The sequence below is a fragment of the Nocardiopsis sp. TNDT3 genome (genome assembly GCF_003427465.1).
In the GTDB taxonomy this organism is placed as follows: Bacteria; Actinomycetota; Actinomycetes; order Streptosporangiales; family Streptosporangiaceae; genus Nocardiopsis; species Nocardiopsis dassonvillei.
Window position 1 is genome coordinate 1 of sequence record NZ_QPFC01000482.1, and the last position, 12,075, is coordinate 12,075.

9 protein-coding genes are annotated in these 12,075 nt (G+C 73.1%); 6 read left to right on the forward strand and 3 right to left on the reverse strand.

Annotation, left to right across the window (positions count from 1 at the left end):
- A partial coding sequence (locus DQW06_RS12475) for an LLM class flavin-dependent oxidoreductase (RefSeq protein WP_117198489.1) occupies window positions 1–557 on the reverse strand: 557 nt, incomplete at its 3' end.
- A 101-nt stretch (window positions 558–658) separates the two neighbouring features.
- Window positions 659–3,346: a BTAD domain-containing putative transcriptional regulator gene (locus DQW06_RS12480; RefSeq protein WP_198662435.1), complete on the reverse strand. Its 2,688-nt coding sequence runs from the start codon at window positions 3,344–3,346 to the stop codon at window positions 659–661.
- Window positions 3,347–3,447: 101 nt separating this feature from the next.
- Here DQW06_RS12480 and DQW06_RS12485 point away from each other — a divergent pair, with 101 nt between their 5' ends.
- On the forward strand, window positions 3,448–4,122 hold the full coding sequence (locus DQW06_RS12485; RefSeq protein WP_117198491.1) for a hemerythrin domain-containing protein: 675 nt from the start codon (window positions 3,448–3,450) through the stop codon (window positions 4,120–4,122).
- 643 nt (window positions 4,123–4,765) lie between these two features.
- Here DQW06_RS12485 and DQW06_RS12490 read toward each other — a convergent pair.
- Window positions 4,766–5,956, reverse strand: coding sequence for an MFS transporter (locus DQW06_RS12490; RefSeq protein WP_117198492.1), 1,191 nt, complete (start codon window positions 5,954–5,956; stop codon window positions 4,766–4,768).
- 65 nt (window positions 5,957–6,021) lie between these two features.
- Here DQW06_RS12490 and DQW06_RS12495 point away from each other — a divergent pair, with 65 nt between their 5' ends.
- The 5 genes from DQW06_RS12495 to DQW06_RS12515 all read left to right on the forward strand — a co-directional run.
- Complete coding sequence (locus DQW06_RS12495) at window positions 6,022–6,615, forward strand: TetR/AcrR family transcriptional regulator (RefSeq protein ID WP_117198495.1); 594 nt, start codon at window positions 6,022–6,024, stop codon at window positions 6,613–6,615.
- 295 nt (window positions 6,616–6,910) lie between these two features.
- Window positions 6,911–7,144 (forward strand): hypothetical protein, encoded by a 234-nt coding sequence (locus DQW06_RS12500; RefSeq protein WP_071621945.1) that lies wholly within the window; start codon window positions 6,911–6,913, stop codon window positions 7,142–7,144.
- 330 nt (window positions 7,145–7,474) lie between these two features.
- A complete protein-coding gene (locus DQW06_RS12505; protein ID WP_117198493.1) occupies window positions 7,475–10,315 on the forward strand; it encodes a DUF4040 family protein in 2,841 nt (946 codons plus the stop codon).
- Complete coding sequence (locus DQW06_RS12510; RefSeq protein WP_117198494.1) at window positions 10,312–10,620, forward strand: sodium:proton antiporter; 309 nt, start codon at window positions 10,312–10,314, stop codon at window positions 10,618–10,620. The genes DQW06_RS12505 and DQW06_RS12510 overlap by 4 nt, the downstream gene beginning before the upstream one ends.
- The coding region (locus tag DQW06_RS12515; RefSeq protein ID WP_157983422.1) for a monovalent cation/H+ antiporter subunit D family protein at window positions 10,617–12,075 on the forward strand (1,459 nt) is incomplete at its 3' end. The genes DQW06_RS12510 and DQW06_RS12515, both read left to right, overlap by 4 nt.

Sequence of the window (12,075 nt, forward strand, 5' to 3'; positions counted from 1 at the left end):
GCGCTGGACGCCAGGGCCGCCGGCACTGACCCGGCTATGTAGCCGTCCGACGACTCGGCCATCCGGCGGTAGGCGGCCGGGGTATTGGCGCCGAACAGCAGCGGCACCTGCCGTCCCCCGGCCGGAACCGCCGGATTCGGGCTTCCCGAAAGGGGTTCGCCGGCCCAGACCGACCGATAGGTCGCCAGGTCGCGGTCCATCCGGGCGCCCCGGCCCCGGGGTCCGTGCCCGGGCACGACGAAGTCGTCCTCGCGGATGCCCACCCCGATGCCGAGGGTGAGCCGGCCGCCGGAGACTCCGTCGATCGACGCCGCCTCCTTGGCCAGCAGCGCGCCCGGCCAGGTGGTCGCCAGCAGTACCTGGCTGATCAGCTCGATCGTGGTGGTGGCCCCGGCGGCCGCGGCCAGGGCGACGGTGTCCATCACGCCCGGATAGGCGACTCGGCCGGTGGTGCCCAGGGTGGCGAAGCCCGCTTCCTCCGCCCGGCGGGCCCAGGCAGGAATCACTGGGGCGTGGACGTCGCGGACCTGGTTGGGTAGTCCGATGCCGATGCGCATGGAGACGGTCCTTAGCTGGTACGGGTGTCGACGTTGCACGGGCCGTGGACCGGCCCGCTCCGTGATCCTGGCCAGGCACCCCTACACCCGGGTTGCAACCGTCAGACAGCGCGCACCGGGGCGTTCAGGACGGCGACGGCGTCGTCGAGTGTCGGCGGCTGTGAGGGAGGGGCGCCTTCGTACCAGCCGTGCGGTACGACCGACTGGAGGTAGGTGCCGGCCGGCCGGATGTCACTGTGCGCCTGGTGGAAATGGACGACGTCGCGGAGCAGCGCGGCGCCAGCCGCATCGCCGGCCGCGTCCAAGGCCAGGGCCCCGTTGTGCAGCACGGCCAGCTGATTGCTCAGGTCGCCTTCGTCGAGGAAACGCCGCAGCGAGGTCCGCAGCAGGGGCAGCGCTTCGCCGTCCCCCGCGTCGACCAGGGTCTGGGCCAGCATCAGCTCGCTGAGCGCGGCCGTCCAGACCAGCCCGGAGGCGTCGGCCAGCCGCACGGCAGCCCGCAGCCGGTGCCGGCCGTCGGCGATCCGGCCGGCTATGACGAGGGCGGCGCCCCACGCCATGGAGGTGGCCGCGATCAGCCAGGTGGTTCGCGTCTCGGTGGCGATGGCGTGCGCCTCTGCCGACGCGGTCAGCGCGATCGCCGGGTCGCCTCCCGGCAGCTGGACCAGAGCCTGGTAGTAGCGGACCTCGGCGAGCAGGCTGCGATGCCCCGGTTCCGAGCCCACCTCCAGGAGCGCCTCGGACAGCATGCGCCGTGCCGTGGTGACGTCGCCGGTGAAGTAGAACAGTCCGGCCGACGAGGTCTTGGCCCGCACGGAGTCGCCGAGCGGGGCGTCCGGCGCGGCGGCCAGGGCCGCGGCCAGCATCCGGTTGCCCTCGTCGAGCAGGCCGCTGCGGATCCAGAACCACATGAGCCGCGCGGCCGTGCGCAACGCCTCGACCGGGGCGTGCGTCAGGTCGTGCGCGAGCCCCGCGCGCAGGTTCGGCAACTCCAGACGCAGTGCCGCCATCGTGCTCGCTGACCGCACGCCCTGCAGGTCGCCCGCGGCCCGGGCGGCCAGCTCGCGAACCCAGACGGCATGGGCGGCGCGGGTCGCCGCCGGATCCTCGTCCACGGACCGGCAGTACGCCCGGATCGTCTCCAGCATCCGGTAGCGCGCGGTGCCGCCGCCGGTCTCGGCGGTGACCACGGACTGGTCGACCAGCGAGACGAGCGCGTCGAGCCCGGCGGCAGCGGAGGCCGCGGCCTCCACGGGAAAACCACCCTCGTAGGGCCAGAGCCGCACCGCGAGATCACGCTCGTCGCCGGAGAGGAGAGCGAAGCTCCAGGCGACGGCCTCCTGCAAGGTCGCGTGCGAGGTCATCGTGCCGTGCGGGATCCGGCCCAGCACGGTGAAACGGTCGTTCAGATGCTCGATCAGCCCCCGTACGCCGAAGGTCCGCACCCGCGCCGCCCCCAGTTCCAGGGCCAGCGGCAGACGGTCCAGCGCGTCGGCGAGGCGGCGCAGGTCACGGCGGTCGGCGTCCTGCTCGACCCAGCCGGGTCGGCCCGCGCGGATGCGATCGGCCAGCAGCGCCACGGCGTCGTCCGCGGCCAGCGGTCCGAGCGGGAGACTGTGCTCGCCGTCGACGCCGAGCGGTCCGCGGCTGGTGGCCACCACCCGCAACGCGGGAATCCGGTCGAGCAGGTCGATGACCAGCCGGGCCACCTCGCCGACGAGGTGCTCGCAGTTGTCGAGCACCAGGGGTTCCCCGCGCAGGCGCAGCCGCTTGACGAGTACCTCGTACGGGTCTCCGGTGAACCCGGTGACGTCGACCGCCGCGGCGACCGCCGAGACCAGGTGGGCGGGGTCGGCCACATCGGCGAGCCGGACGACGGCGTTCCGCCCCGCCCATTCCACGGCCAGGCGGGTCTTGCCCGACCCGGCGGGCCCGACGACGGTGACGAGCCGGTGCATGCCGACGAGACGGTCCAGCACGGCCAGATCGGTGTCGCGGCCGATGAACGACGACAGCGGCCGATCACCGGGCGTCGCGGCCCCGGCACCGGCGGCCGCCAGGGCCGGGTCCTGTGACAGGATGCGGCCTTCGAGCTGCCGCAACTCCGGTCCGGGGTCGACACCCAGTTCCTCGGCCAGCAGGGTCCGGACCCGGCGCACCGCGTTCAGGGCGTCGGCCTGGCGTCCCGAGCGGTAGAGCGCCAGGGCCAGCAACTGCCATCGGCGTTCGCGGTACGGCTCGGCGTGCACCAGCAGCTCGAGCCTGGCCGCCGCACCGGCGTGGTCGCCGGTGGCCAGCAGCGCCGCAGCGCCCTCCTCCTGGGCGCTGTCGCGCTGTTCCACCAGGGCGGCACGGACCGCGGCCGTCGACTCGTCGTCGGCCAGATCCTCGTACGGTGTCCCGCGCCACAACCGCAGCGCCGTGTCGAAGGCCTCGTGCGCATCGGCGTGGCGGTCGCCGGCCGCCAACGCACGGGCGCGGACGAGATGGCCGCGAAACTGTTCGACGTCGGTGTCAGCGGCAAGAAGCCGATAGCCACCGGGGGACCGCTGTAGCGCCGTGCCCGGCAGCACCCGGCGCAGGCGGGAGACGTACACCTGCAGGGCGCCTGCCGGATCGCGTGGCCGGCGGTCACCCCACAGTCCTTCGGCCAGGCTGTCATCCCGGACCGGACGCCCTTCCGCGGCGATCAGGATCGCCAGCAGCCTGCGGGGCAGCCGGCCCCCGACGTGGACCGGCTGATCTCCCGCGTGAACCTCGAACGGACCCAGCACCGAGAATGTCAGCACCGCACCATGTAAGCCCATGCCACCGACGGCGGCAAACGGCGCGGCGGCCGCCGTATCCGTGCTGTAGGCGGCTTGAAAGGTACAGCCCCGAAGCTGCTCCCATGCACAACGAGAAGATGGCCGACAGCCGCGACATGATCGGCGCGCACGACGCCATGAGGCGGGAGTTCGGCGCTCTGCCCGCGCTGGTCGCCGGCGTGTCGGCGCGTGACGCGGACGGCACCACCGTCGTCGCCCGCCACGTCCTGATGATGGTCGACTTCCTGCACGCCCACCACACCAGCGAGGACGACCATGTGTGGCCCCGGCTGCGGGAGCGTTGCCCCGCCGACGTCGAGCCCCTCGTCGAGACGATGGACCGGCAGCACGCCTTCATCGACGGCGAGCTGGAGGCGCTCGCCGCGGGCAGTCGGCGTTGGCGGGCCTCCGCCGACGCCACCGACCGGGATGCTGCCGCCGCCGTCGCGGAGCGTCTGCTGCCGGCGCTGTACGAGCATCTGGCACTGGAGGAGGAGCGGATCCTGCCGCTCATCGATCGCTACCTGACCGAACGCGAGTGGAAGGCGACCGTCGAGGCGTCCTTCGGCAAGGTGACCTTCGCTCGGCGTCTGCTGATGCTGGGCATGGCCCTGCACGGGGCGAGCGAGGAGCAGGCCCAGCTCCTGCGCGCCGCCGTCCCCGCGGTCGTCTGGCATGCCGGTCGCCCGATCGGGACCCGTCTCTATCGCACCCACCGTGAGCGGCTGGCTGCCGCGAGCCCGGGTTCAGATCTCTGACCCTCGACCACTCGCCCACGCGCGAGCCGCGGCCGTGATCACCACGTTGTCGCGGTGGTGCCCGGTCTTGTCGTCGAACCGTCCGCCGCAGGTGCTCAGGACGGGCCGTGCCGCTCCACCGCGGGCGAAGGACTCCTCCTCCCGCCCCCCTGGGCCGGTAGACACCGGTGTCGACGGTACGGCGGACTGCGAGTTTTCGGGCGAGGAGTGCGGTGGCGCCTTCGACGGTCCATCCGCTGTCGTGGTGGTAAGGCCGTGCGGCCAGCCGGTCGTAGGCGAACCGGCGCTGGAGTTCGGCCAGCGGCCACGGGCCGTCGGGTGTGACGGCTGCACACAGGCGCTCGGTCAAGGCGCGGCGCAACGCGGCCGGGGTGGTGCAGGGGAGGGTTGCCGTGCCTGGCGGTGATCGGCCCACTTCTCGCCCTTGCGCGGGTCGGCGGGCATGAGCGGGGTGAGAAGGACCCGCTCGGCATCGGAGAGTTCAGGACGACCGACCATGACACGACCCTGCTCGTCGGTCCCGGCCGGGAACTCCTCCGCCCGCCGCCCGCCTGATCCCGCAGCAGGACCCCCAGCCCGGCCACCGTCCGCAGGGGCGGCCCGGCCCGCGCACCCGCGAAGCTGCCCCGTGCCCTCTCCGGGGTCAGGCGTCGGCTCTGGCGGGGGCGCGGCGGATCAGCGCGCTGAGCAGGAGACCGAACCCGGCGGCCGCAGCGGCTGCGGCCGGGACCAGGCCGGGGCTCGTGGCGACCGCCGCGCCGCCGAGCACTCCGCCCAGGGCCGCCCCGACGTACACCGAACTGCTGTGCACCGCCATGGCCTGCGAGGCGGCGCGTGTACCCGCCCGGTCGAGCATGAGCGCCTGAAGGCTCGGCGGCACCGCCCACGCGGCGGCTGACCAGACCATGAGCAGGGGCACCACCGCCCACACGGGCACCGGGGCCGCCAGCCACAGCAGGGCCACGGCCGACATGGTCAGGCAGAAGAGCACGACTGCGCACAGGAAGGCGCGGAAGGGCCCGAGGCGGTCCACCAGGCGGCCCGACGCCTGCGTGCCGAGCAGGCCGCCGACGCCGGAGCACACCAGCAGCACCGCCAACAGGGCGGGGGTGACGCCGGAGAGCCCGGAGAGGACGACCGCGATGTAGGTCTGGAAGGCGAGGTTTCCGGCCACGGTCAGGACGGTGATCGCCAGGACGACGGCCACGGTCCGGTTGACCAGAGGGCGGACGAGGTCCGCCGGGGCTTGGGGTTCCTGGTCGGTACCGTCCGACCCGGCGGGCAGGGCGCGGGCGGCGAGAGCGAGGGAGGCCAGTCCCAGGAGCCCGCCGAACACGAAGGTCGCCTGCCAGCCCAGCAGGGCGCCGATCCACGTCCCGAGGGGGACGCCGATCAGGATGGCGCCGGTCAGGCCCGTCATGACGGTGGCCAGGTAGCGGCCCCTGTGCTCGGGCGGGGCCTGTGTGCTCGCGATCGCCAGGGAGGCGGGCAGGACCACCGCCGCCGCCAGCGCCGCCACGACCCGCAGGGCCACGAGCGGGAGGTAGCCGTCGACGAGGGGGACGGCGACGTTGGCGGCGGTGAACACGGCCAGGGCCCAGAACAGGGCCCGTCTGCGGGAGATCCGGGCGAACAGGACCGCCCACAGGGGCGCGGTGAGCGCGTAGACGAGGGAGTAGACGGTGACGAGCTGTCCGGCCGCGGCCTCCGACACGTCCACGTCGGAGGCGATCGAGGGGAGCACGCCGATGATGATGAAGTCGTCCGTCTGGACCGCGAAGGCGGCCAGTGCCAGGGCGAGGAGCCACAGGGGAGGCCGTTGGAAACCACTCATGGGATAAAGGTAACAAGTGTTTCCCTTATCCGTGTGCCAAAGTGGCCTTCCGGAGGTGGGGCACCATGCCACGGATCGCGGACCCGCGCCGTCGCCGGGACGTCGTCGACGCGGTGATCGGCCAGCTCTCCCGCACGGGCATCGGCAACTTCTCGCTGCGCGCCCTGGCCGAGGGGCTCGGGCAGAGCACCCGTGTGCTCACCCACCACTTCGCGGACAAGGACGCCCTCGTCGCCGCCGTGCTGGAACGGCTGGACGAGCAGCAGCACGAGGCCCTGCGCGCCACCCCGGGCTGGGAGGACCCCTCCGTGCCGGTCGGCGCCATCGTCCGCTCCACCTGGAAGCGCAACCTCGGCTCCGGTGAGGTGGCCACGACCCGCCTGATCCGCGAGATCGAGGGACTGGCCGCCAGCGGCAGGCTCCCGTGCCCGGTGCCGGGCTTCGCACGCAGGCGCGCGGAGTTCGTCGCGGCGTGCCTGGCCGCGCGCGGCCTGGGCCCCAAGGCGGCCCTCGTGCACGCCACCGTGCTCAACGCCGCCTTCGCCGGACTGGAGACCGACTTCCTCATGACCGGTGACCGGGAGCGGACCGAGGCCGCCCTGGAGGACCTGTGCGCCTGGATCGACTCCCGCGTGGCCGGAGCACGACCCGGCGGGTGAGGGGGAGGGCCCGGCGCCCGGCGGACCGCTGGGTGCCCGGCCCGCGCACCCCTCCTCCTGGTCAGGGCCCCGCCCGCGCACCCGCCGGAGGGGTCGGGCGAGTGGGTGCGTCCGGCTGCCCGGAGCCGTCGCCCGCGCCCGCCCGGGGCTCCCGGAGGGCCGGGCGGTCGAAACCAGAACATACTGAGATCCTGTTCACATCCAGTGCGCGGCGTCCTCGTCTGGCCCGCGTGAAGTAGCAGCTGGTACGGTGGCACCCGCTGTGACCCAGCGAGACGTGAGAGGAGGTGCTGTGATGTCCCGGTCAGTGGCCACGGCGCCCCCGTCGCGTCGTCACGCGCCCGTACTCCTCGAAGGCGCCCGCTTCCGCGCCCTGGACGTCTACGCCCGCGTCGGCCGTTCGCGCTTCGCCGAACGGCACAAGCTGCCCGTGCGCAACCCCCGCCCCCTGGGCACCAACGGCTACTCCACCTCGTGGGGTACCAACGCCCACGGCGAACTCAGCTCCTGCCCGCCCGGACGCAGCTGATCCTTCCGCCTCGCCCGAGGCGTCTTCTCCTTTCCGCATGACGGTCGCCCCGTGTCCGCGCGCCGTCGGGTACCGGCCTGCCTACGGCACCGGTATCTGACGTCGGCGTCCGCGGTCCTCTTCGGCTACCGGTCTGCCCACGGCACCGGCATCCGACGTCAGTGCCCGCGGTCCTCTTCGGCTTCCGTCCTGCGCGAGGCACCTTTCGCGTGCCCTCCTCCACCTTTTTTCGCTGAACGCCGACCGTGCCGCACCCCTGTGCGCCACGGCCGTCCCCGGCGTGTGCCCGCATGCCCGGGGACCGGCGCGCAACCGTGAAAGGACAGCGGCGTGCTGCTGCTCCTCCTTGCCGTACTCACCGTCACCACCCTGCTCGTCCCGCTGCTGGGACGCCCGCTGGGCCGCGCCGCGGGGTGGCCCATCGCCCTGGTGCTGACCCTGGCGGCCCTGTGGGTCGGCGCCCGGGGGCCCTCCCTGTGGAACCACGACCGGGTCCTGGAGGCGTCCCTGCCCTGGATGCCCGCCCTCGGCGTGGGCCTGCACCTGCGCATGGACGGCCTGGCCTGGCTGTTCTGCGTGCTCGTGCTCGGCGTGGGCGCCCTGGTCATGGCCTACTCCACCCGCTACTTCCCGCCCGGGCGCAGGACCGGCTTCTACGTCCTGATGAGCGCCTTCGCCCTGGCGATGACCGGTCTGGTCCTGGCCGACGACGTGGTCCTGCTCTTCGTCTTCTGGGAGCTGACCACGATCTGCTCCTTCCACCTGATCGGACTGTCCGGACCGGGCGCCTCACGACCGGCCGTGCGCACGTTCCTGCTCACCGCCATGGGCGGCCTGGCGCTGCTGACCGCGGTGGTGCTGCTGTGGGTGCGCACCGGGACCACCCGCCTCAGCGCGATCCTGGGCGACCCGTCCTGGACCCAGGACACCGCCTTCACCGGCACCGTGGCGGTGCTGGTGGTCATCGCGGTGTTCACCAAGTCGGCCCAGTTCCCCTTCCACTACTGGCTGCCCGACGCCATGGCCGCGAGCACCCCGGTGAGCGCCTACCTGCACGCGGCGGCGATGGTCAAGGCCGGCGTCTACCTGGCGATGCGCTTCTCACCGGCCTTCAGCGACACGCCGCTGTGGGGTGCCACCCTGGTCGTCGCCGGTCTGACCACCGCCGTGGTCGGCGCCGTGCTGGCCCTGCGACGGCACGACCTGAAGGAGCTCACCGCCTACTCCACGGTCAGCCAACTCGGCTTCCTCGTCGCCGTCATCGGTGTGGGAACCCCGCAGGCGCTCGTCGCCGCCGTCGTGCACACCGCGGCCCACGCCCTGTTCAAGTCGGCGCTGTTCATGTCGGTGGGCGTGATCGACCACCAGACGGGAACCCGGGACCTGCGTGAACTCGGCGGTCTGCGCCGGGCGATGCCCGTCACCGCGGCGGTGAGCGCGCTCGCCGCCCTGTCCATGGCCGGGGTCCCCCCTCTCCTGGGGTTCGTCAGCAAGGAGAACCTCTTCGAGGCGCTTCTCCAGACACCGGGGCCCGCCTGGGCCGGTCCGGTCGCCGGGGCCGTCGCGGTCGTGGCGGCGTCGTTGACCTTCGCCTACGCCTTCCGCTTCGTGTACCTGGCCTTCGGCGGGAGCGGCAGACGCCGTCCCGACCGGGAACCGCCCCGGGAGGCGGGCGCGCTCCTCCTGGCCGCCCCCGTGGTCACCGCGGCGGCGGGCCTGGTCCTGGGGCTGGGAGCCACGGCGCTGAACCCGGCCGTCTCCTGGGCGGCCGGCGACGCGGTCCTGGCTCCCGCGGACTCCCACCTGGCGCTGTGGCACGGACTCAACCCGGCCCTGGGGATGTCGGCCGCCGCCCTGCTCCTGGGCGCCCTCCTGACCTGGGCCTCCCGCTCCGGGGAGAAACTCGCCGGGCGCCGGTTCCTCCCCGTCCGGGGCACAGGCGTCTTCGAACGCGTGCACGCGGCGGTCATCGCCCTGGGAACGCGCGTGGGCGACCTGACCCGCACCGACGCGCCCACCCGCCACCTGGCCGTGCCGTTCGTCATGCTCATCGCGCTCGCCGCCGTGGTCTGCGCTCTCGGACTGGACTACGGGCTGCCGCCCGCTCCCACCTCACGCGCGCTGGACTGGCTCCTGGTGGCGTTGGTGGCGGTCGCGGTGCTCACCTCGGTGGTGACCCGCTCGCGGATGGCCGCCCTGGCCCTGGTCGGGGTCGCCGGGTTCGCCACCGCGCTGTGGTTCGTCTTCCTCGGCGCCGTCGACGTGGCGCTGACCCAGTTGCTGGTGGAGACCCTGACGGTAGTCGTGGCGGTCCTGGTGCTGCGCCGGCTCCCCCGCGAGTTCCACCGGGTCCGCCGCTCACGCACCGCCCTCACCGCGGCGGTCGCCCTGGCCGCGGGGACCGTGGCGGGGCTGGGCGCCTACCTGCTCACCGGCCGCAGGGAGCTCTCCGGGGTCAGCGACTACCTGCTCTCCCACGCGCCCGAGGACACCGGCGGCACCAACGTGGTCAACACGATCCTGGTCGACTACCGGGCCCTGGACACACTGGGCGAACTCACCGTCCTGGGGGTGGCCGGCCTGATCATCATCGCCGTCCTGCGCTCGTCCGGTCTCACCGCGAACGGCGAGGTCTCCCCCCGCGTGGCCGGGACCAACCCGGTCTGGGACGCCGACGACAACACCGTGATCATGCGCACCGTGGCGCGCTGGCTCATCCCGCTGCTGGTGCTGTGGTCGCTCTACCTCCTGCTGAGGGGCCACAACGCCCCGGGCGGTGGCTTCATCGCCGGACTGGTCGGCGGTTCGGCCTTCGCCCTGGCCTACCTGACCGCGCCCAGCGCCTCGGCGGCCCGCATCCGCCTGGCCTACCCGGCCTTCATCGCCGCGGGAGTCCTCACCGCCGCGGCCACCGGGCTGCTCGGCTACGCCGACGGGTCCTTCCTGCGGCCCCTGCACGCCGAGATCCCCCTGCCCTGGGGCGATTACTACCACTTCACCAGCGCGCTCGTCTTCGACGTGGGCGTCTACCTGGCCGTGGTCGGCGTGCTGCTGACCGCGCTCAACCAGCTGGGGCTGCCCCGGAGCGGGCGTAAGAGCCCCCCGGAGCCCGACACGCACCGCACACACGACCCCGTCCAGCACGGTCCGGCCACCGGAGGCACCCGATGACCCTGGCCATCACGATCGGCGTCCTGAGCGCCGGAGCCGTCTACCTGATCCTGCAACGCGGCATGGTCCGCGTCGTCCTGGGCTTCGTCCTGCTCAGCCACGGGGTCAACCTCCTGCTGATGTCGGCGGGCGGCGCCTTCCGCCGGGGCGAACCCCTGTTGGGGCGGGACACCGGCGCCGCCATGGCCGACCCCCTGCCCCAGGCGTTCGTGCTCACGGCGATCGTCATCGCCTTCTCCATCACCATCTACATGCTCGCCCTCGCCGCGACCGGTGAGAGCGACGACACCGAGGACGCCTCATGATCCCCGTTCTCCTGCCCGTGCTGGTCGCGGTTCCCCTCCTGACCGCCGCGCTGCTGGTGCTGCCCCTCGCACGCGGGGTGGCCCGCGCCCTGTTCCTGGGGACCAGCGCCTTCGCGCTCGCCGCCGGTGCCGTACTGGTCTGGTGCACGCGGGAGGGACAGGTACACGCCCACCAGGTGGGTCTGTGGCCCGCCGGGGTGTCCATCCCCTTCGTCGCCGACACCTTCAGCGCGCTGATGGTCACCACCACCGCCCTGTTGGTGCTGGTGTGCTCGGCCTTCGCCGTGGCCACCGGCGAGGCCGGTCGGCGCTTCTTCCCGTCCCTGGTGCTGGTGCTGTCCGCCGGGGTGTACGGGGCGCTGCTCACGGGCGACCTGTTCAACCTCTTCGTGTTCGTCGAGGTGATGCTGCTGCCCTCCTACGGGCTGATGGCCATCGCCGGGACCCTGCGCGGCCTGCGGGGCGGACGGATCTACGTCGCGGTCAACCTGCTCACCTCGACCGTGTTCCTGGCCGGTGTCGCCCTGGTCTACGGCACCGCCGGAACCGTGCAGCTCGGCGAACTCGCGGGCGCCGCCCAGGAGTCGCCCGTGGTCGCGGCCGCCATGGGCGTGGTGCTGCTGGCGATGTCGGTCAAGGCCGCCGTCGTGCCGGTGCACGGCTGGCTGGCGCGCACCTACACCGCGCCCTCCCCGGCGGTGACCGCCCTGTTCTCCGGTCTGCACACCAAGGTCGCCATCTACGCGATCTACCGCCTCTACGCGGTGGTCTTCGGCGGCGAGTCCTCGCTGCTGTGGGTGGGCCTGGTGCTGTTCGGCGCGACCATGCTGATCGGGGTCCTGGGCGCGGTGGGGGAGGACACCACCCGCTCGATCCTGGTCTTCCACATGGTCAGCCAGATCGGCTACATCCTCCTCGGCGTCGCCCTGTTCACCGAACTGGGACTGATGGCGGGCATCTTCTACCTCATCCACCACATGGTGGTGAAGGCGTCCCTGTTCCTGTCCACCGGCGCGATCGAGCACGTCCACGGCACCGGCAGACTCGACCGGCTGGGAGGCGTGGCCCGCCGGGAACCGCTGCTGGCCCTGGCCTTCCTGGGCGCGGCCCTGTCCCTGGCCGGACTGCCGCCCTTCTCCGGGTTCGTCGCCAAGCTCACCCTGGTCGCCGCCGCCTTCGCCGACGGCCAGTGGGCGGTCGCCGCCGTCGCCGTCGCCGTCAGCCTCATCACCCTGATGTCGATGCTCAAGATCTGGGGCTCGGTGTTCTGGGGCCCCGACCCGGGCTCCGGGCCCGAACCCGGGGGCGGACGGTCGGCGCAGGGGAGCGGGACGGTCACCGCGCCCCCGGCCGCCACGAGGATCCGCGCGGGCCTGGTGCTGCCCGCGGCGGCGCTGACCGGCGTCACCCTGTGCGTCGGCCTGGGCGCCCAGGTCCTGCTCGACCTGAGCGCCC

Coding starts and splice junctions, on each gene's coding strand:
- DQW06_RS12510 (WP_117198494.1), top strand. CDS start 10,312: ATGACCCTGGCCATCACGATCGGCGTCCTGAGCGCCGGAGCCGTCTAC.
- DQW06_RS12490 (WP_117198492.1), bottom strand. CDS start 5,956: ATGAGTGGTTTCCAACGGCCTCCCCTGTGGCTCCTCGCCCTGGCACTG.
- DQW06_RS12500 (WP_071621945.1), top strand. CDS start 6,911: ATGTCCCGGTCAGTGGCCACGGCGCCCCCGTCGCGTCGTCACGCGCCC.
- DQW06_RS12495 (WP_117198495.1), top strand. CDS start 6,022: ATGCCACGGATCGCGGACCCGCGCCGTCGCCGGGACGTCGTCGACGCG.
- DQW06_RS12485 (WP_117198491.1), top strand. CDS start 3,448: ATGCACAACGAGAAGATGGCCGACAGCCGCGACATGATCGGCGCGCAC.